Annotated in this window: 12 protein-coding genes; 9 read left to right on the top strand and 3 right to left on the bottom strand. The window is 56.4% G+C overall.

Annotation, left to right across the window (positions count from 1 at the left end):
* Positions 1 to 10 precede the first annotated feature (10 nt).
* Positions 11 to 1,459 (top strand): SH3 domain-containing protein, encoded by a 1,449-nt coding sequence (locus FFS57_RS11645; protein WP_137937964.1) that lies wholly within the window; start codon positions 11 to 13, stop codon positions 1,457 to 1,459.
* Here FFS57_RS11645 and FFS57_RS11640 read toward each other — a convergent pair.
* The 3 genes from FFS57_RS11640 to FFS57_RS11630 all read right to left on the bottom strand — a co-directional run bounded on the left by FFS57_RS11640 (position 1,441) and on the right by FFS57_RS11630 (position 6,469).
* Positions 1,441 to 2,019, bottom strand: a complete 579-nt coding sequence (locus FFS57_RS11640; RefSeq protein WP_137937963.1) for a hypothetical protein — start codon at positions 2,017 to 2,019, stop codon at positions 1,441 to 1,443. The two genes, FFS57_RS11645 and FFS57_RS11640, sit on opposite strands and share 19 nt — an antisense overlap.
* A gap of 200 nt (positions 2,020 to 2,219) precedes the next feature.
* On the bottom strand, positions 2,220 to 4,430 hold the full coding sequence (locus FFS57_RS11635; protein WP_137937962.1) for a cellulase family glycosylhydrolase: 2,211 nt from the start codon (positions 4,428 to 4,430) through the stop codon (positions 2,220 to 2,222).
* 245 nt (positions 4,431 to 4,675) lie between these two features.
* Positions 4,676 to 6,469, bottom strand: coding sequence for an acyl-CoA dehydrogenase C-terminal domain-containing protein (locus FFS57_RS11630; protein ID WP_137937961.1), 1,794 nt, complete (start codon positions 6,467 to 6,469; stop codon positions 4,676 to 4,678).
* 373 nt (positions 6,470 to 6,842) lie between these two features.
* Here FFS57_RS11630 and FFS57_RS11625 point away from each other — a divergent pair, with 373 nt between their 5' ends.
* The 8 genes from FFS57_RS11625 (at position 6,843) to FFS57_RS11590 (ending at position 22,100) form a co-directional block, all read left to right on the top strand.
* Positions 6,843 to 7,799: an MBL fold metallo-hydrolase gene (locus FFS57_RS11625; protein WP_137937960.1), complete on the top strand. Its 957-nt coding sequence runs from the start codon at positions 6,843 to 6,845 to the stop codon at positions 7,797 to 7,799.
* Positions 7,800 to 7,942: 143 nt separating this feature from the next.
* Positions 7,943 to 8,542 (top strand): TetR/AcrR family transcriptional regulator, encoded by a 600-nt coding sequence (locus tag FFS57_RS11620; protein ID WP_171013862.1) that lies wholly within the window; start codon positions 7,943 to 7,945, stop codon positions 8,540 to 8,542.
* A 3-nt stretch (positions 8,543 to 8,545) separates the two neighbouring features.
* Positions 8,546 to 11,191: a PEP/pyruvate-binding domain-containing protein gene (locus FFS57_RS11615; RefSeq protein WP_137937958.1), complete on the top strand. Its 2,646-nt coding sequence runs from the start codon at positions 8,546 to 8,548 to the stop codon at positions 11,189 to 11,191.
* Positions 11,192 to 11,521: 330 nt separating this feature from the next.
* Positions 11,522 to 15,343 carry a WGR and DUF4132 domain-containing protein gene (locus tag FFS57_RS11610; protein WP_137937957.1) on the top strand — a complete coding sequence of 1,274 codons (3,822 nt, stop codon included), beginning with the start codon at positions 11,522 to 11,524 and terminating at the stop codon, positions 15,341 to 15,343.
* Positions 15,344 to 15,357: 14 nt separating this feature from the next.
* Entirely contained in the window at positions 15,358 to 16,458 is a 1,101-nt protein-coding gene (locus FFS57_RS11605) for an ATP-binding protein (protein WP_137937956.1), read from the top strand.
* Positions 16,455 to 18,863 carry a DUF5682 family protein gene (locus FFS57_RS11600; protein WP_137937955.1) on the top strand — a complete coding sequence of 803 codons (2,409 nt, stop codon included), beginning with the start codon at positions 16,455 to 16,457 and terminating at the stop codon, positions 18,861 to 18,863. Before FFS57_RS11605 ends, FFS57_RS11600 begins: the two co-directional genes overlap by 4 nt.
* A gap of 4 nt (positions 18,864 to 18,867) precedes the next feature.
* Positions 18,868 to 20,022 (top strand): VWA domain-containing protein, encoded by a 1,155-nt coding sequence (locus FFS57_RS11595; protein ID WP_137937954.1) that lies wholly within the window; start codon positions 18,868 to 18,870, stop codon positions 20,020 to 20,022.
* On the top strand, positions 20,019 to 22,100 hold the full coding sequence (locus FFS57_RS11590) for a YehQ family protein (protein ID WP_137937953.1): 2,082 nt from the start codon (positions 20,019 to 20,021) through the stop codon (positions 22,098 to 22,100). Before FFS57_RS11595 ends, FFS57_RS11590 begins: the two co-directional genes overlap by 4 nt.
* Positions 22,101 to 22,219: the final 119 nt, after the last annotated feature.

Below are 22,219 nucleotides of genomic sequence, written 5' to 3'. Positions count from 1 at the left end.
CAGGAACAACATGACACGTTCAACACACATACGCAGTTCAGACATTCTCACCCCACACGATTGGCTTCCTCGCTTTGTCAAACAGGCGGGGCTTGCAGGGGCATACTTCCTGCTGACGTTTTCCGCAAACGCAGCAGACTCAACAAAGTGGGTGTTGGGCTCATGGGTGAATGTCCGCCAGACCGCTGACGTAAACAGTCCGGTTATTGTTCAACTGATTACCAACACCAAGGTCACCCCTATCTCACAGCATGATAAAAGCTGCGAGATCGAATGGAGCGAGTCACGCCGGGGCTTTGTTCCATGCAACTTACTGGGGGACAAGCCACTGATACTTGCAGAGATCGGCAATGAATATGCTCCACCCAACTCCGGTCAGAAAAACCCGCTGTATTCACCACTGCGTGCGTTCTGGATAGCACCATCAGCTCAGGCACTCTTTACCGCTGGTGGCCATTTCCATAAGCGCTTACTCTCCGACAAGCAGCGCCACCTGGAAAACGGCAGAAATGAAAGCGGGGAATTCCTGACAGACGAAGTGCCGCAACCCAAGTTGATCCGTTATCCGGTTCCGGAATTCGATGCCATGAAAAACCTGCTGGCAAATGGGATCGTTGCCCCTGCCAGCATGAATCCCCCGCTATTGAGCTGCAAACAGATGCAGCAAGCCACCGCGAATGCCAAAGGGGAAAAATTCGCGCTGCTCTGGCCCCGTACGGATTATCCGAACATCAAAGATTTTCCCTATGGGTCGCCGATTGTGCATGATTGCCGGGTTCAAGGTTTTTCAAAATTGCAGCTACCCGCAATCCGGCCTTCGTTGTTCCGTAGCCCTCGCGAAATCCTGTCGGGCAATGCAGGTATCGAACAGGTCAGTGCGCACTTCGGTATCCTGCAGCGGGGTCATGTCACGGGTGGGCCGCGTTGGGAGTTCCGTCAACACCTGGGTTGGCACTATTCAGGGGCATGGGATATTGGTCGCTTCGATCTTAAGCTCGACAAACCGATTGTGGAGCATGTGGTTGGGTGTACCGGCCTGGTGGGTGCCTATCAATGGACACCACAGATCCAGTTCAAGCCTAACGGTGAAAACGGTGGTTGTGCAGAAGGCTTGAGCAATCGTCGTCGTGGCAAGAATGTATTGGCTGACTACCCTGCCATCAAAGATCCCTTGCTCTGGTTTCAGGCGCCGACAGCACTTCCGTTACGAACAGCCAAGATCAGTCACCGTACTGAAACATCGGTTGCTGGTGGTAGCCCGGAGGGGATATTACGTGCTGCCGTCTATGAGATTGACTTGAACAACGACGCCATTGCGGACTTCGTACAATGGGATCTTTGGGGCATGCCCGAAATCGTCGAGGGCACGACGCCCATCCTCAAACGCCGTATTGTCTTTGCCAATATAGGTGGCGAATGGTATCCGTTTGAAAGTGATTTCTATGCGGAGTGCACCTGACGGGTATCGGCTGATGCTGATGGTACGCCAAGCAATGTGGCAATGAACAACGCCTGGGCAATCACCAGCAACGCCGCTTTGTAAGGTAGCAACACGATAGGCTGTTCGGTGAAGCGCAACAGTAGCGCCATCAGCCCTATCAACAGCGACGCCCACAATAACCTGCGTAAATGAGGTGTGAGCAAACTGTGTTGCAACCAGATTCCTGTCAACAAGCCAAGGCTGCCGACCAGTAACATCGGCAGCTCAGTCATCCAGGTGTAACGACAGGCCGATATCCACTGGTGGCATGAGTACTTCCAATGCTCATGCAGCATGAACTGTTCATCGAACGCCATTCCCATCATTGCCAGCGCCAGCCATAGGCATAACTTGCGGGGTAGGATCGAGTTTCCCCAAAGCCTGAGTGACAACACGGCCATCGCCCACATCTGCGCACTGGACAACCATGCAACAGGTGATTCATCCGTACGAAAAGCAATCTCTGGTGATGGCCAGTACAACCAAGCAGCCACCAACATGAACAGGACCGCCATCAGGAGCGAAATCAAACCAGGCATGAACAGGCATAGGATTGTGTGATGGGTGGGAATCAGAGCGTATCCGAATGGGAGCCCATGGTCGAGCCCACCGCGTTCAGATGTTCCACAAGGCTCATGACCCAAACAGCCCCATGCGCTTCACACAAACAGGCTGCGGACGGCTACATCATGCAGCGCAGCCGTCCTGCCGGGTCAGATCAACAAGTTATCCGTGCTGATTACTCCATCCGCCATTTCACTTGAGCACTGGCACCATCGCTGGCCTGTTGCGTTACGGGGTTTCCCGCATTGCCTGCGGCCACGGCCAGGTCAACATTTCGATAAGGCCGGATGGTACTGCCATTCCAGTTAAAGCGCAGATTGTCGGAGTCGGTACACAGCCAGATACCCAGACTGCTGCCGGATTCAGTCTTGCCGCGGTTATCCAGGCAATAGCGGTTATCCTGCCTGCTGTGGATGAAGCCGGTACTGGGCTCGTATAGCCAGCTTTGATTGGCGCCACCGTGGCAAGCATAGGCAATGACATTGGTCCCATCTGCCATGTTGCCACCCTCGACATCCAGACACAGGCCATTAGCTTCGTTCTTCATCGCCAAATATCGATTGGTGGCTTCTGCCCGATAGGCAAAAGTCTGTGAACGGCCACCAATGCAATCCCATAGTTGCATCTTATCGCTGGTACCACCATAGGATACGTCCAGGCATTTGCTAGTGTTCAGTGCTGAACGCAACAGACCATTGTCGAAGTACCATTTCTGCGCATTGGTACCGTTGCAAGTGTAGGTTTGGACTTTTTTGGCATTGATCGCCAATCCATCGCTGACGTCCAGACATTGATTGATGTCCTGCTTGCTGCGTAATGTCTGATCGCTGCCAATCATCCAGCCCTGCGAGATATCACCGTTGCAATCCTGGGCCAATGCCTGCGTACCATTGGTCACCGAACCGTTTTGTGTCCCCACGCATTTGGCCAGATAAGGCAGATACAAGTTCTGATATTTGCGATGGATACGTACGGTATGTTCAGCAACGGCAGGATTGGTCCACAGCTTCAGCACTTGCGTTCGTACGTCATATTCAGACCGCCAACTGCCTGCCGGGTCAGACACCGTCAATTCAAAACCTTCAGGGTAATGACGACGCGGAATGAAGATTTCAGTCGGCCCCGTCACGCCGGCTTTTTCCCTGAATACCAACGTGAAATGAGCTGCGCCAGGTACATAGCGAAACGACACGGGTTCGCCGGCAATGGCGCGTGGGTAGGTGCGGATCAACCGATTCAGCTTGGGCATTTCGACGCGATCACCGTTGACCGGTCCCCAATCCCCCGGATCGCTTGCCCAATAAGCCCAACCCGCTCCCATGTCGTCGAGCATGGTGAGCACATCGTCCAAGTATTGATGAAAGCCTGGCATTTTTTCCGATCCACCCAGCTCCCCGACAACCATTGGTGTACCGTGCAAGTCCATTTCGGCAGCCCGGTACTTGGACCAGTCCCGCATCTGTTTGCGATCGATATCATTGTACTTCATGCCCTCATGCTGAAATACCGGATAGATATGAGGGGAATAGACCAGCCGCGGCTCGCCGCCGCGAACGTCCTCGACTTTTGGCAGCGCCGCTGGAAAACCGAAATTGATACCGAAAGCCTGTGGTTCGAAGAACAGGTACTTATCTGGCTCAATCTGGCGCAATTTGGGAATCAGGCGACGGTAGAAATCTGCCAGCCAGTTTCGTTGAAATTCACCACTGATTGCCTTGCCCAAATCCCCCGCGTGGGGTTCATTCATCAAGTCGTAGCCAATCACATCGACATTGCCCCGAAAGCGTTGGGCGATTAGCTGAAATGCGGCAATGTAATGGTCTTGCAGATAGCGATGATCACGGTATTCCCAGAAATTCTTGAATGCAGCAATGATGGAAGGGTCCAGATTTTTCAACCACCAGAACTGGCCAACATCAAAACTGCCAGGCTTGTGGCCATCAGTCTCGGTAGCCCATGGTGGTGCACCATTACCACCTACACCATAACCGTACAAATCCTGGTGCATATCGATCAACACATGCATACCACGCCGGGTATACCATTCCACCCGCTTTTGCACTTCGTCGAGATATTGGTAGTCATAGACTCCTTTCTGCGGTTCAATGGCCCCCCAGAACACCAGTATCCGCACAAAGTTGAAGCCCCATTCGGTGGCTTCCCGCTCAACATCACTTTCAATAATCCATGGCATGTGATCGGCACTGTGCTTTGCCGAACTGGACGTATTCATGCCATGTAGTACCAGCGCCCTCCCCTGAGCATCAACCAGGTATCGGTTCTGGCTGGGCTTTGCCACCTCCAGGCAGGATGTCAGTCCCAGCACCGACAATAGCAAGATGAGCCCAAGCCACCAGCGGCCAAGGCCCGTGTGATGTTGTTGCATGTTGCTCTCCTCATTGGTTGTTCGTCACCGACAAGGGCCGGTGCCAGCCTCATTCCCCATCGCTTCACTGCGGCGATGTGCAAATGGCGCCAGCTTCAACATAGCACAACGGTATTCATTAAAATATCAACGTTATATTTTCCATCTTAGTTATAAATTATGGATGACGGCATAAAAAAAGCCCGGCCAAAGCCGGGCAAATATCGAAGGTAAAACTTTCGTTAGCGGCTAAACCGCCTTGGGTATTAGAAGATGAAGCTGTCTTCTTCCAGATCCATCAGGTTCTTGCAACCAGAGCGCAGTGTTTGCAGCAACGATGCGGTTTCAGGCAACAGCCGCTGGAAGTAGAAACGTGCCGTGGTCACCTTGGATTGGTAAAACTTCTTGTCGCCGGTTTCCATCTTGCTGTAGGCAACCTTGACCATCCAGGCCCAGAAGAAACCGAAGGCCAAGTGCCCCACCAGGCGCAAGTAATCTACTGCTGCGGCACCTGCTTCGTCTTTGTTCATCATCGACTGCATGCCGATATGCATGGTGACATCACCCACGTCCTTCATCAGCTTGACCAGTGGCTCGACGAACTCTTTCATCTGCGGGTCTTGCCCGTTGGCTTCACAGAACTTGTGGATGATCTTGGTAAATTTACGCAGCTTCTGGCCTTGATCCAGCAAGACTTTACGGCCGATCAGATCCAGAGCTTGAATGGTATTGGTGCCTTCGTAAATCTGCGAAATTCGGCAGTCACGTACAAATTGTTCCATGCCCCATTCACGGATGAAGCCATGACCTCCGTAAACCTGCATGCTCAGGTTGGTCACGGTGTAGCCATTGTCAGTCATGAAGGCTTTGGCGATCGGGGTCAGCAATGCCACCATATCAGCAGCATCCTGGCGGATTGCATCGTCAGTGGATTTCTCTTCGATATCCAGTTGCAATGCCAGCCAAGTGGAGAACGCACGCCCTGCTTCGGTATAAGCCTTACCAGTCAGCAACATGCGGCGTACATCCGGGTGTACGATGATCGGATCGGCCGGCAGGTCATTCCGTTTGGTGCCGGTCAGTGAGCGCATCTGCACGCGATCCTTGGCATAAGCTACTGCATTCTGGTAGGACGCTTCACCCAAACCCAGGCCTTGCATGCCACAACCCAGGCGCGCTGCATTCATCATGGTGAACATACAAGTCATGCCCTTGTTCACTTCACCCACCAGCCAACCCTTGGCGCCGTCAAAGTTCAGTACGGCGGTCGAATTGGCTTTGATACCCATCTTGTGCTCAATCGAACCACAGCTCACGCCATTGCGTTCGCCAGGGTTCCCATTCGCATCCAGCAGGAATTTCGGTACCAGGAACAGAGAGATGCCCTTGATGTCTTTTGGTGAATCCGGCAGACGCGCCAGCACCAAATGGATAATGTTATCGGTCAGATCGTGTTCACCAGCGGAGATGAAAATCTTGGTACCGGTGATGTTGTACGTACCGTCGCCATTGACTTCCGCCTTGCTCTTCAGCATTCCCAGATCGGTACCACAATGCGGCTCGGTCAAGCACATGGTGCCGGACCAAGTACCATCAACGATCTTGGGCAGATACAGGTCTTTCATCCATTGTTCGCCATGGGCGTGGATGGCACTGTATGCACCATGCGACAAACCGGGGTACATCGACCAGGCTACATTGGCAGAAATCAGCATCTCCATGGATGGGAAGCCCAAAGTCTTGGGCATGCCTTGACCACCATAGGCCGGATCACAATCCAAGCTGGGAAAACCCAATTCACAGAACTGCTTGTAGGCTTCCTTGAAACCTTTAGGTGTGGTGACCACACCATTATCCCAGTGGCAACCTTCTTCATCGGCAGCACGGTTAAGCGGTGCAATCTCGTTTTCGCAGAATTGGGCGCTGGCTTCCAGATATTGATCCAGCACATCCTTTGAGACCTCTTCATAGCCAGGAAGGGTCGACAAAACCTTTTCAGCATCCAGCAATTCATGCAATACGAACTGCATATCGCGCATCGGCGCCTTGTAGGTAGCCATCTCAGTCAATCTCCATCAAATTCGGTGCGGTTCAAAACAGGAAAACCAGACAGGTCGGGGCTTGATATCGAATACCGCATATCTGCCACAATGCAAGCCCACCACCCGCTTTGGGCTCTGATTTAACAGTACGCTTTAGTTTATCTTTCCGCAAGTATTTTTCAAACAATCGTTTGATAGACAAATTTAGTATCAGATTTTTACATTATAAATCATTAACTTATAAACACTTAACAAATTATGCTGCCATGCAACAATGATGCAAAGCAACAAAAACGAAATCATTTTTCCATATTGCACCGCAACAAAGTTCATCGGATTTCTACCTTGCATTTTTCCGCATGACATATCTCAACTTGGATAGAATGCGCGGATGCAGAACAATGATCAGATCTATCGCTACGCCCATGGCGTCAGCGCCATCGATGTAGAATTCCAGCGAACCGGCCTGGCCGCATCACATTTGGTTGTCGATGACGATGTCGCAGCCTTGGTGGATTGCGGAACCAATTATTCGGTACCAGGCCTGTTACGCGCACTGGCGGCACATCATGTCCCGGTTGAAGCCGTGCAATACCTAATACTGACCCATGTGCACCTTGACCATGCTGGCGGGGCCGGCACGCTGATTCAACAATTGCCAAACGCCACAGTATTGATCCATCCGCGTGGGGCAAGGCATATGATCGACCCGCGCATCCTCACTGCCAGTGCTACCCAGGTATACGGTGAAGCCGAAATGGCACGCAGTTACGGGCAGCTGAAACCGATTCCGGCGAACCGTGTACAGGTGATGAACGATGGCGATACCGTCGAATTGGGTAGCCGTGTCCTGACATTCTTTGACACCCCTGGCCATGCTCGGCACCACCATTGTGTGCACGATTCTGGCAGCAATGGCATTTTTACCGGCGATACGTTCGGCCTCAGTTATCGTGCACTGGATTGCAATGGCCGGGCCTTCGTGTTTCCGACCACCACCCCACCCCAATTCGATCCCGATGCAGCTCATACTTCGATCGAACGACTGGCAGCGCTGAAACCGGATGCCGCCTATTTGACCCATTTCGGTAAAGTGACGGACATCCCACAATTGGAAAGAGATCTGCATGAATGTTTGGATGCATTCATGAATATTGCGCTGCCTTTACAAAACGCAGGCGCCTCCCGCCATCGCCAGTTGCGCGACAGCCTTTACCACTGGCTCTGGCACCGCCTGCAGAGGCAAGGCTTTCAAGGCAGTGAAAACACCGCCCATGACTGGTTGATGATGGATTGCAACCTGAATGCAATGGGCCTGGAGGTATGGCTGGACAGCCTACCGAAATAGACTTGCTGACATTCCCGATAACCGAAGGGATTCCCAGTTAAAAGCCACCTTACGTGGCTTTTTTTACATCTGCAAATTGCCACTTTAAAAACAATACGACGTTCATTATCATACGACGTATGTTTTTAACCTCTATTCTAATCATGGACGCAGGACGTCGCGAGCGGAAAAAAGCCGCCACCCACAGCCAGATTATCGATGTGGCCATGGCCTTGTTCGAGCAGGAAGGATTCGATCAAGTCACCATGGAACGAATCGCCCAAGCTGCTGATGTCTCCAAAGCCACGCTGTACAAATACTTTCCAGTGAAAGAGGCCATTCTTGCCGCTTACATTCGTGCCCAAAATCAGGCGTGTCATGAGCAGATCACAGAGCTGCTGGCAATGTTCCCCGATACCCGTACCCGTCTCAATGAGCTTTATGGCGGGCTGGCGGGCTGGTTTACCCAGCACAAGCTGTATGTGGCACGATATGTCGCCTACCGGATGTCGGCACCGCAACTGATGAACCGCAACTCGCCACGATCTGGCTTTGACGTGCACCTCAACATGGTGCTGGTAAAAGGGCAGGAACAGGGCGATGTCACACCGGGCATGCCAGTTGACCGGCTGGTTGCCAGCCTGGAGCTAATGATGCTGGGCCCTATCCTGTACTGGCTGAATGTACCGGGCCTTGAATTGCATGTGCTTTTTTCAGAGCAGATCGCCTTGTTTCTCGACGGCGCAGCAGACAAACCGGAGTAGCGCATGACTTGGGTAATCGATTGGTCAGCAGCCTTTGAGGCTGGTGCGGGTGTGGTAGGTGGCAAGGGCTGGAATCTCAGCCGTCTGGCACGCTATGGCTTTCAAGTGCCTGCGGGTGGCGTAGTGGTTGCCGAAGCGTATGCGCAATTTGTTATACAGAACCAATTGACCGACAAGCTGGCGGCGGCGGAACAAGCTGGTGCCCAAGCCAGCGCAACATTATTGGCTGACATCCGGCAAAGTTTTCTTTCCTTGCCGATTCCCGTTGCCATCGAACAAGCCATTCGGGCTTTTCTGCAACAACAAGGACTGACCGCACTACCATGCGCGGTACGCTCATCTGCAATTGCGGAGGATTCCAGCCAGGCATCATTTGCCGGGGTGCATCATTCTTCGCTGAATGTACTGGGGGTTACAGCAGTCATCATGGCCATTCGGGAATGCTGGGCATCTGCCTGGACTGCCCGAGCCATCAGCTATCGGCAACATATGGCCGTTGCCGCTGATCAAGCCAAACCCGCCGCCGTCATCATGGCCATGGTACCGGCTGTGGCCGCCGGCGTGGCCTTTACTTGCGATCCACGCAGCGGACGTGAAGATCTGGTGTATATCAGCGCCAATTTTGGTCTGGGCGAATCGGTAGTGGGCGGTGCCGCTTCACCGGACGAATTTGTGGTCGACACACAGCGGCGAGGACCGGATTGGCACATCGCCGAACGCCATATTGGTCGGAAAGAACAACAGACCTGCCTGATTGCCGATGGCGGAACCGAGCTGGTCAGGACCGATGCGATTGACGCCTCCCGCCCTTGCCTACCTGACAATGCCATCATGCGATTGGCGCAGTTTGCGATCAGAATTTTTGATGCATTGGGCGATGGTGAACAGCATCAGGATATCGAATGGGTATATGACGGCACCCAACTGCATTTTGTACAGGCCCGCCCCGTGACCACGCGTAGCTTTTGTCACGCGGATGCCATTGCCGATCAGCCGGTATTCTGGTCCAACGGCAATTATCGGGACGTATTGCCCATGGCGCAATCGATGCTGACCTGGACCTCAAGCCTCTACCCCGTCAGCGTCATCCTGCATGCATCCTATCACCGGGTACGCTACCCGGTTCAACCGGGGGTCAGCTGGGCTCGGCGATATCGCGGACGTGGCTATTTCAATCTTTCATTGATGCAATGGGCACTCCATGACTGTTTCGGGCTGTCACCCGCACTGATCAACCGCACCATTGGCGGCCATCAGCCCGAAATCGACGTGCCCGGTAAATCGAGCTGGCCCGATCGTTTACGCCGCCTGTTACGCAATGTCAGGCTAGGCGCCAAGCTGACCCACATCCGGCCACGCGGCTCACAGTACATTCAACGCGTGGAACAGGAAGTAGCGCGCCACCTGCACCATCCCTGGCATGACGAGCCGGACAGTACCCTGATCAAAACGCTGAACGACCTTGGGCGGTTTTTCACGCGCCAACCGGAACTGCACCTGATGCTGAGCGCCGGAATGGGCACCCACATGGCTCTCGCTTGGTTACTGAATCGCTTTCTCGCAGCCCAAGGCGAACGACTGGCACAAGCATTGGTCATAGACAGCGAAGGCATCACCAGTGCCGAACATGGCCAGCGTCTGGCACAACTTGCTGACTTGGCATCCGGTGAACCCGATGCCATTGCATTGTTGCAAACAGCGGAACACGACCCTTTCTGTTGGCGCAAGTTGCCTGAAGCATCAACATTCCGGCAGACAATGGACGCCTTCCTCCACGATTTTGGCCACCGGGGAATCTATGAACTGGATTTACAGCGACCGCGTTGGCGAGAGGACCCAAGCTGGTTGCTGGTCACCCTGCGCAGTATGATTGGCCGCGACGAACACAAGCAACTGGCCATACGCCGCCGGCAAACCCGCGACGATGCTTGGGCAGACATCCGTCAGCACGTGCCGCGCTGGCTGCACCCCACCATTCGCACGATGGCTCGCAATGCCGCCGTGGAAGCGGCGCAGCGTGAAGCAGCCAAATCAGCCATTGTCCGGATATCAGGCCTGTCGCGACTCATCGCACTGGAGATTGGTCGCCGCCTACAACGACGCGGCCTGCTGTTGCAGGTGGAGGATGTCTTCCATTGCAGCTCAGAAGATCTGGCCCAATTGATGACCGGTATCTGGCAAGGCCAAGGTCTGATCACACTGATTGCCGATCGTCATGAACGCCAACGACAGCAGAATGCGCAAGTCGCCCCGGATTTGCTGGAACTGGACAGTCCACGCCCAGTACAGGCCCGGATTCAACAAGGAGAAAACGATACGGTTTATCACGGTTTGGCGGTCGCAGCCGGCCGGGCCACCGGTACGGTCCGCCTGATCAACAGCCCGGATGATGGCGCACAACTGCAACATGGCGACGTGTTGGTCGCCCCCTCTACCGACCCCGCCTGGACTCCACTGTTTCTACGAGCCAGCGCACTGATCACCGAAACCGGTGGCATGGTATCGCACGGGGCCATTGTCGCGCGTGAATATGGCATCCCGGCAGTCGTCAATATCCCGGGTATCATGCAGTTACTGAAAAATGGCACTCAGGTAGAAGTCGATGGTGACCGCGGGCTGGTCATCTGTCCGCATGCCCAATCAAGTTGACGGCCAATTAATCCAGGTGGACGCAATGCCAGCGTGAGCCGGCACATGGCATTGCCCCCTTGCCAGTCCAATCCACCTATCCTTGACGCCAATCCACGCCTTCGCCTAGCAACTCTGGATTTTCGCTATTCGAGGATGCGCTACGTTTACGGCCACCATCAAACTTTTTTCATCTTTACCCACCAAAGCATAATGCTTTTTGCATACAATACCGTCTGGCTTGCCATGTATGCATATACAACCACCATCAGGTACCGCAAGCCTCAGTCTCACAAGGGCAAAGTACCAAACATGCCCTGCCAATCCAAATAATCAGCAGACAGGTGACCAATGCGGCGTTTCGAGTATGTTGAGGGCAATTCCAGTAAGTTTTGGGAAATCGAGCAGGATGGCAGTGATCTGAATATTCGATGGGGCAAGATCGGCACCAATGGTCAGAGTCAGACAAAAGGCTTCGCCGATACCACCAAAGCTACCGCCGCGTTGGACAAACTGGTCAAGGAAAAAACCAGCAAAGGCTATGTGGAAGTCGGCGCTGTTACCACAGCCGGTATCGGGAAAAGCTCCAAGCCAGACCCGGTAAAAGCAAACACAGAAGCCACACCCGCACCCGTCAAGCCTACACATACCCAATTGTCTCCGGCCTCTGTTGATTGTGATACACCACCTTGGCTCGCCAGTGGCCCCGTTCTTGATCTGCCGCGCGATGCCATGGAATGCCGCCTCAGTTCACGGCAGTTTCCAGCCAACATTACAGTACGGCCGGCACGCCAATGCTGGCATGAGGTGCGGCAGCTCCTGACCAAGCACGTCCAGTTCAGTCAGGCAGGCTCATCGCAGGTAATCCAGCCACTGCTGGTTGAGGCCGAGCAACGCTTCGCCAACAGCGAGTTGGGTGGCACACTGGGCTCCGATGGTATATTACTGGCCGTTGCCTGCGTCATCGCACCTTCTGAAGCACGCAATATTGGGTCGCTATTCGTTGAATACCTAGTGGCGCATCATGGCTTGCCTTACGCCATCTCCGCATTGATCGAAGCCGAGCGTTACTCGGTACAGATCGAATGGTCACGTAGCCAGCGCTATCAATGCTCGATCAAGCTGGATGACAGCGAACCGCTGGACGACACTTGGTATGGCCCGTTCGGCGAAACCGAGTTGGTCTTCCGCGACTACCTCTCTGCAGCGGAAGAACCAGTCTGGACCGAATGTGTGAACTTGATCAACGCATCACTGCACACATTATCGACCTGCCGCCAACCCTTATTTGGCTTATTGCTGCCGGATTTGCCAGAGTTCTCGAACGAGTTGGGGCGCAGCCTGGCAGGCCCCAATGCGCCGGACAGTGCAGTCTGGCTGCAACTGACTGCAACCGATCCAGACGTGATCGCAGCACTGGGTCGACCCGATCTGGTCCGTTATGCCGACAAAATGTTCTTCAATCGCTATGACTTCCTTTCTACCCTGGCGCTGGAACGTGGCGTGGAGGCGGTGCCGATCCTGGAACATGGCGCCTATGCTGACACGGCTGCCGATCTGCTATGCGGTATTGGAGTACCCCGAGCCATCATCGCGCTAGCTGGTGTAGCACAGTCAAGCAAAAATGCCCTGACACGATTCTCACGCGCGGTACGTCGTTGGCCAGTGGCTGCCATTGCCGCCCTTACTGAGAAAATGGCAGCCAGCAGCAAAGAGTCCCCACTGTTTCATGCGACCCTGCTCAGCTTGTTGCCCGCCCACCTTGAATTGCTGCCAACACTGAAACCCTGGCTGTCCAACGCTGCAATGACCGTATTGGATCAGCTGACAGAGCAACTGGCCAACCCGATCGAGGTCGCAGAAATCAGCGAGCTGCCACGTGTGCTGGCCAACCCGCCATGGCTGAACAAGCGCAGCAAGCAAGGCATGGCTGCGCTGACCTTGGACCCGCTCAGCCTACTGGCCATCGAACAATGGCAGCCCGGCCAGCGCGAACGCGCCATGGAGCTGAGCGACTGGCAGCAGGAACACTACCGGAAGGCAGGTAAAGACATGCTGGGACTCGCCCAGCAGTTGGGTTTCGGACAATACAACCGCGGCAACACCAAATTGGCCGACCAGCTGATCGGGCGGGCTGCCCAAGCCATCCGAACCCAGAATGTCGACGAACTGATCGCCACCTGGCACGAATACCGACAGACTGGCTTGAGCTATTGGTTCAACTTCGACGCCACCGCTGCCGCGCACCTGCCCAACGATATGGGTATCACGGTGTGGAACGCACTGGCGTCTGAGCCCGGCCATGGCGTGCAATACATCACCGCCAAATATGGCCTGAAGGTTCTGCCCGGCCTGATGGCCACCGTCCAGCAGCGCCCGACTCAGGATTTGTCCTACGCCTTGCCATTTGGCGCGGTCGAGCTGGCACCCATTGTTGCCCGAGCCTATGCAAAGCTGAAAACCGCGCGCGAAGAAGCGAAGCAGTGGCTGTTACGCTACCCGGAACATGCAGCCTGCGGCCTGATCGCGCCGGCGCTGGGCAAGGCGGGCGAAGCGCGTGACAGCGCCGCCCTGGCACTGCGGTTGTTGGCCAGTCACGGGCACGATGCCCTGTTGATGACCGTCGCCGGCCGTTATCCGGGCCCTGAAGCCAGCGCGGCCCTGCGTGCCCTGTTGGACGAGGACCCGCTGGATCGTTGCCCGACCAAGATCGGCAAGCTGCCGGATTTCTGGCAACCCAACGTCTGGCCGCGGCCCATATTGGCCAGCAACGGTAAAGCCTTGCCAGATGAAGTACTGGATCATATCGGGGCGATGCTGCGTTTTCCGACCAGTGACGGCATCTATGCCGGTATTCCTCAATTGAAGGAAGCCTGCACGCCGCAGTCGCTGGCCAATTTTGCCTGGGATTGTTTTGCCGCCTGGATGTATGCAGGCTCACCATCCAAAGAGAACTGGGCATTCCACGCATTGGGATTGCTGGGAAATGACGACGTTGCCCGCAAGCTCACCCCTTATATTCGTGCCTGGCCAGGTGAAAGCCAGCATACCCGTGCTGTGGCCGGGCTGGACGTACTGGCCAATATCGGCAGTGATGTCGCGCTGATGCTGCTCAACGGCATTGCCCAAAAAGTGAAGTTCAAGGGACTGCAGGATCGTGCCCGTGAAAAGATCGACCAGATTGCCGAAGCCCGCGACCTGACGACCGAAGAACTAGAAGACCGTCTGGCACCTGATCTGGGCTTGGATAGCAACGGCACTTTGTTGCTGGATTTCGGCCCACGTCAGTTCCGTGTCGGGTTTGATGAATCATTGAAGCCCTATGTCAGGGACAATGAAGGTGCTCGACTGGCCGATCTACCCAAACCCAAGAAAACCGATGATGCCGAGCTGTCGGCCAGTGCCGTGGAACGGTTCAAGTCGCTGAAGAAAGATGCCCGCACCATTGCCTCGCAACAGGTGTTGCGACTGGAAGTGGCCATGTGCGCGCGCCGCCGCTGGCAACCGGCGCTGTTCAAGCAGTTTCTTGCTGGTCATCCACTGGTACGCCATCTGGTACAACGTTTGGTATGGGGCATCTATCAGGTTGAAGATGATAGCAATTTCGGCGGTCAACTACTGCATTGCTTCCGTGTTGCGGAGGACGGCAGCTTCACGACGGCTGAAGACGACCCATTTAAGCTACCAGAAGACAACAACCTGCGCATCGGCCTGCCACACGCGCTGGAACTGCCCACTGGGCAAGCCGCTGCATTTGGCCAGTTGCTGGCCGATTATGAGCTGTTGCAGCCCTTCCCACAGATTGGTCGGGATACCTATGCCTTGACCGCCGATGAACTGGCCACGGCTGAGTTGAAGCGCTGGCAAGGTGTTGTCGTACCCACTGGCCGAGTCCTGGGGCTGAGCAACAAGGGCTGGCGACGCGGTGATGCTCAGGATGGTGGCTCGATCTGGTACTTCACCAAAGCCGTGGGCAAAAAAATGGTGGAATTGAACCTGGACCCGGGCATCATCGTCGGCATGGTCGACGAATACCCGGAACAAACCCTGCAAACCGTTTCCACCGGCCACCCCAATGGCTGGGGTAGTGTCGATACACCCGAGGCATTCAACACGCTGGATTCGATCGCCGTCAGCGAACTGATCCGCGATATGGAAAGCCTGCGGGCCTGAAAAGCGAGACAACCATGAGTGCCAACAAAAAGTCGCAGTTACAGCGCCCACCAGCAGAAGTCCTCTATGCTGATGAACTGAAGAAGCTCTGCAAGGCCGACAAGGCCCCTCGTCCACCTGGCTGGGCCATGAGCCTGACCGGTGCCCGACGTTTCATTCTGGGTGATGCCGAGGCGGGTATCGAACGCAAAATCGTTGCGCCTGCCGCCGCCATCGAGCGCATGCTGGTTACCCTGGCAACTGGCCGTGGGCTGATGCTGGTCGGTGAACCTGGCACAGCCAAATCCATGCTGTCGGAACTGCTGGCCGCTGCCATCTGCGGGCAATCCACCCTCACCATTCAAGGGGGTGCCTCGATCACCGAGGACCAGATCAAGTACTGCTGGAACTACGCGCTGTTGATCAACGAAGGCCCCAGCCCACGCGCGCTGGTGCCAGCACCGCTCTATCAGGGAATGCGGGACGGCCACATCGTGCGGTTCGAGGAAATCACTCGTGCCCCGCTGGAGGTACAGGACTGCCTGTTGGGCATGCTCTCCGACCGTGTCATGGCTGTGCCGGAACTGGATGGCGAACACGGCATGCTGTATGCCAAGGAAGGCTTCAACATCATCGCGACCGCCAATACCCGTGACCGCGGGGTGAATGAGATGAGTGCGGCATTGAAACGCCGTTTCGATTTCGAGACGGTCTTCCCGATTCTTGATTTTGCCCATGAACTGGCGCTGGTTGAATCTGCCTCGGCCCGGTTGCTGGAAAAAAGCGGTATTCCACATAAGTTGCCAACACCAATCCTTGAGCTGTTGGTCACAACCTTCCGCGATTTGCGCGGGGCCAATGGCAAAGCAGGTAGCGGCGACGGGATGGATAAGCTGAATGCGGTGATGTCCACCGCCGAGGCAGTCAACGTAGCCCATGCGGTCGGTGTGCGGGCGTGGTTTCTGGATCAGCGCGAAGGCGAGCCGGCCGACGTGGTGGAATGTATCGCTGGCACCGTGGTCAAGGATAACGCCGATGATCGTGCCAAACTGCGTCGTTATTTTGAGCAAAAAGTCGCCAAACGCCAGGGTGAACACTGGCGCGACTACTACGCCGCCCGTCATCGCCTGCCGTGACTGAGAAAACCCCACCCTCCCCGCTTATCATCGGTGTGCGTCATCACAGCCCGGCTTGCGCCCGGCTGGTGGCAGCGCAGATTCACGCACTCAAGCCGCGCCACGTACTGATCGAAGGCCCAGCTGACTTCAATCCACGTATCGATGAGTTATATCTGCCGCATCGCCTGCCCTTGGCGATTTACAGTTTTTTCTCCAGCAATGGCCCGCTGGACGATCGGCGCGCATCGTGGTCACCGTTTGCCGAGCACTCACCGGAATGGCAAGCATTGCAGGTAGCACGGCAAGTCGGTGCACAGGCTCGCTTTATTGACCTGCCAGCCTGGCATGATGCCTTTGCCGATACACTGAACCGTTATGCCGATGCAGATGATGAAGCGCACGAGGCCCGCACGGCAGCCTATGAACGGGCCTTATGCGACAAACTGGCCATCGACAGTCGTGACGCACTGTGGGACCACCTGTTTGAAGGTGAATTGCCACTGACAGAGCTGGCAGATCGCTTACAGACCTATTTCATCCATTTGCGGGCCGATGATCCGGGCTCGATCGGCAACCAGGCCCGTGAATGGATGATGGCGCGCTGGATTGCTTGGGCCATGGCACAAGGTGATGGCCCAGTGCTCGTCGTGTGCGGCGGCTACCATGCCCCTGCCCTGGCCAAGCTTTGGCGAGACTGCCCAGCTCAGGCTGGCCAGTCGCCGCCCGACGTTCCGGCGCCGAATGCGAATGTGCATGGTGTAGCTACATTTGGCTCCTATTTGGTGCCCTACCACAACAAGCGGCTGGATGCCTTTACTGGCTACGCATCCGGCATGTCTTCACCCGCCTATTACCAATGGGTGTGGGAACATGGCGCAGCCGGTGCCGGTGAACATGCGCTAAAGGCCATCCTTACGCGCTTGCGGCAAAAACGTCTACCTTCGTCCACCGCCGATTTGATCGCCATTCATACCCATGCACTGGGTTTGGCCCGGCTGCGCGGCCACACCGTGCCATTACGCAGCGACTGGCTGGATGCCGTCGCCACCGCGTTGATCAAACAAGCACTGGATGTACCGCTCCCTTGGACCTATCGCGGCCCGATCCGGCCTGGGACTGATCCGGCCCTGGTCGAGATGATGGATGTGCTGTCAGGTGATGCCAGCGGTGCGCTGGCCCCGGGTACCCCACAACCGCCACTGGTGTTGGCTGTCGATCAGGAGCTGGCGCGGCTGGGCATCCCACTCAATGGTACGCTGGACTTGAACCTGCTGGCGCAAGACGACCGGCTCAAAAGCCGCGTCCTACACCGATTGACATTACTGGCCATCCCCGGCATTCATCGAGAATCGGGACCCGATCTGGCCATGGGCCGTGGCCAACAGGAGTGCTGGCAACTCCGGACCTCGCTTGAGCAACGAGCCGCGCTGATCGAGGCCGCAGTCTACGGGGCGACACTGGAAGATGCCGCCCGCAACCGGCTGGAAGAAATCCTGCAGCAAGTCGCCCCCGGCAGCAGCCGAATAGCGGTATTGGCCGGCGCCCTGAACCGCGCCGCATTTGCAGGGCTGCCCGTCGTCAGTAGTCGACTGCTGGATGAGCTGCCTGCATCCATCGCACAGGAAGGCCACTTTGATGCCTTCGGTGAACCATTGCAGGTACTGTTCACCCTGTACCGACACGGTGAATCACTGGGCATGGTGGGTTCCGCTTTGTTGCAAACCGCCGTCAGTGCCGCATTCGATCGGGCTTTATGGCTACTGGAGGCAACCGGCAGTGTCCCGCCCGAGCAACAACTGGCGCACATCCAGGCTTTCCAGGCGATCCGCCTGATCGTGCGTGACGCACTCGCCACGCAGCCGGGCAGCCAGCCAACTTTGCCAGCGCTGGAACCTGATCGCGCCCTGGCCGTGTGCCGGCGCAAAGCCCAGGCCGTCGATGCCGCAGCCGTCAGCCGTGGCGCCGCCCTGGGGTTGGTACTCAGCCTGTCACCGGAATCCGATTCGCAGCCCGATGCCAGCGCATTGCTGCAAAGCCTGCCCACAGCCCACATTGGCGATGCGCTGGCTGGCTTGTTGGCATTGGCTCGGGAGCAACTGACGCAGGATCGGGCATTCGTGAGCACCTTGGACAGCCTGATTGGCACACTGGATGGCGCCGACTTTTTGCAGGCACTACCCGCCATTCGCGGCGCATTTGCCTGGTTACCCACACAAGAACGGGCCGCCCTGGCCGAAGCCATCTTGTCGCTCTATCAGGCGCCCCCCATATCGCGCCGCAGCTTGCTGGCAGAGTTGCCCACGCTATCGGCCGAAAGCCTGGCTACCCATCTGCAACTGGAACAAACCGCCGTCGACAAACTCGCCAGTTGGGGGATCACGCTGATACCACCCCAGCGCGACGCCATCTCAACCTTGAACTGATCTCATGAGCCGCCACCAAGCGCTACAACTTTCCATATCCGATCCATTGACCCGCTGGCGCCTGCTGCTGGGCGAAGCCGCCCAGGGCTGCCTGGGAGATTTGCCCGGTGAGGCCCAGGCAGCCGATGCCGCACTGGAATGGCTGTATGGGCGCGACCCCGACCGCAAGGCGCGGGGTGAGCGGTCCGCCAGTCGGCATGGCGGGCACGAGAAATCGCAACTGACCACACCGGACTGGATCAACACCATTCACGAGCTGTTCCCGAAGGAGGTCATCGAACGACTGGAACAGGATGCAGTGGAGCGTTTCGGCATTGACGAAGTAGTGACCAACCTGGAAGTGCTGGAGCGCATCGAGCCCTCGCCCAGTCTGCTGCGTGCCGTGCTGCACACCAAGCATCTGATGAACCCGGACGTGCTGGCTGCAGCACGCAAGCTGGTGGCCGAAGTGGTCCGCCGCATCATGGAACAATTGGCCACCGACGTGCGGCAAGCCTTTTCGGGCAGCCGTGATCGGCGGCGGCGATCCTGGGTTCCCGTGGCGCGCAACTTCGATTTCAAGCGTACCGTACAGGACAACCTGCACCGCTGGGATCCGCAACGCAAAAAGCTGTACCTCGACAAACCGGCTTTCATGAGCCGGGTCAAACGCCATACCGAGCAGTGGGATGTCATCCTATTGGTTGACCAAAGCGGCTCGATGGTGGATTCGGTGATCCATTCCGCCGTGATGGCAGCCTGTCTGTGGAGCCTACCCGGCATGCGCACGCATCTGGTAGCGTTCGATACTGCGGTGGTTGACCTGACCGATGATGTTGCCGACCCGGTCGAGCTGTTGATGAAAGTCCAGTTGGGTGGCGGTACTGATATTGCCAAAGCCGTGGGCTATGCGCAGTCGTTGATCCACAATCCGCAAAAGTCGGTGGTGGTCCTGATCAGCGATTTCTATGAAGGCGGCAGTGATCACGAGTTGGTCAGACGTGTGAAAACCCTGGTGGAAAACGGCACTCAGGTATTGGGCCTAGCCGCACTGGATGCCGACGCAACCCCCAACTATGACCGTGAAACCGCCACTCGGATGGTCAACGCCGGTGCCCATATCGGGGCAATGACGCCTGGCCAGTTGGCCGCCTGGCTGGCAGAAAAGATACGCCGATGAGCCCCTTGACCCGCAGTGACCTGCTTGAGCTGACAGCGGATGCGCTGATTGCACTCGCCAATGCCGGCTTCGTCAAACGCGCGCAGAAAGATATTGCCGAAGGCAACCTACCCGGCATTGAGCAGCACGACGATGGCACTGTGACCGCTCGATATGCCGATGGCCAGGTCACCACCCTGCCCCCAGGCAAAACCTTGCGCGATGCACAATGCACCTGCCCAGCCAGTGGCTTGTGCCGGCATCGCGTGACACTGGTGCTGGCGTATCAAGCCCATGCTCAGGCTGCCGCCCCATCGGCAGACGCTGACAGCACCACGCCCGGGACTGAAGCCCCCTGGTGCCCATCTGAGCTGGCCGACGCCATTTCAACACTGCCGGCAGCAGTACAGGCCCAGGCCGTCAAACTGGCCGCAGCAAGGCCAATCATCAAGCTGACGGCATGGCAAGCACAATCCACCACCCCCATGGCCCGGCTGCCATTGTGCAATGTCCGTTTTTTCTCTCGCAGCAGCTTGGCCCATGCTCGTTGCGATTGCCAACAAGGCAGCGGTTGTGCACATGTGGTGGTCGCCATCTGGGCCTTTCAGCAAGCACATGCCCAACGGGCCGACTTTGTCGAGGCCACCGTCGAGCTGCAACCCGTCCACACGGATGGCGAAGAGATGAGTATTAGTCCGCTGCAAGTCGCGGACGCCATACAGGCCATCGATACGATCCGCCAACTGGCCAACCAGCTTTGGCTGGAAGGCACCATGCAACCGGCGCTGGCAGTGACGTCACGGTTTGAACAAGCCCAACGGGCTTGCACGGCTTTGGGCTGGTGCTGGGTCAGCGAATCGCTCTCACAACTTCAGCAAAGCATCCAGGATCTGCATGCCCGGTCCAGCCGAGTGGATGGCGACCTCATCCTGAACCAGCTGTCGCAACTCCTGGCACGGCTGGCTGCTGCTCAACATGCAGATCAGTTGACCTGGCAAGGCCAATTGCCGCCAATACCAGCCAGCCAGATACTGGGAATCGGCATCAAAGGCCAGGTCGCACTGGACCACTTGCGGCTGGTGTCACTAGGCGCGTTATGCTGGGCCGACAACCAGCATGAAGGGGCGCAGTTGGTGTTCGTCGACCCGGACACGCTGGCCATCACTGTATTGGCCCGCAGTTGGCCCAAAATGGATGACCAGCAATCCAACACCACGTTGGCGGACCGCCGGGTGGTTGGCCAACCGCTGCATCGGCTGGCCACCAGTCAAATCGTCACCAAGAGCGCCAAGCGGCACGCCAATGGCCTGCTGGAAATTGCCAGCAACACCCGGCAGACCAACGTATTGCCACTCTCGTCCAGCAGTTGGGACAACCTGCCTGCGCCGTTGCGGCAGCCCAGCCTGGCCGCGTTGCGTAACTATCTGCAGCACCAACCACCCGGCTTCACCCGGCCATTGCAGGTCATTGAACATGTCCATGTGCTACCTGTGGCCAATGTCATGGATTGGGGCTGGGATGCCGCCAATCAAATCCTGCAGGCCAATCTGCAAATTGCGGAAGTAGGTGACGAAGACGAGCCATCCAATGACGAGTCGTTATTACTTTGCTTGCGACACAACCCCGCCAGTCCACATGCTGTGGATAGACTAGCTCATGTACTGGCCGGCGAAAATGGTGTGATTCATGCTGTAGCCGGTATGGTGCAAACCGTGGACGGCAGACTGGTCATGACACCGTTGGCCATCATGACCGATCGGCAGGCTCATGTCCTGGCATTTGGGCCACTTGGCCACAAACCCACACAGGCCTTACCCTCCTACGCTCCTGATCGGGCCACTTCGGACCTGCAAACGATGCTTGGCAATACATGTGCCCTGTTATCGCAATGGTTGCGACAAGGCCTGCGACATCAGGGTCAAACTGCGTTGACCCGGGCTCGTGACCAGGCGGCTTTGCTTCTACAGAACGGACTGACCCACTGTGCGCAGGCACTGACCGATACGGTCGATTCACTCGGTAACCCTAGTCCTGCCGACTTGGCAAACAATCTGGCGGTGCTACATATCCTATTGGGTGAATTGAGCGAGATTGAGTAATCGATGACAAGCAAACAGGCCACCTTATTGGAAAAACCGGCAGAATCGCCCATGAATTCTCTACTTAGGTGCAGTGCACCAGGTCATTCAAATGGCGCACCAGGCCAATTCATGCAAAA

The organism is Chitinivorax sp. B (assembly GCF_005503445.1).
GTDB lineage: Bacteria > Pseudomonadota > Gammaproteobacteria > Burkholderiales > SCOH01 > Chitinivorax.
The sequence above is the reverse complement of the archived record's forward strand: the minus strand, read 5'-3'. Positions and strand labels throughout refer to the sequence as shown.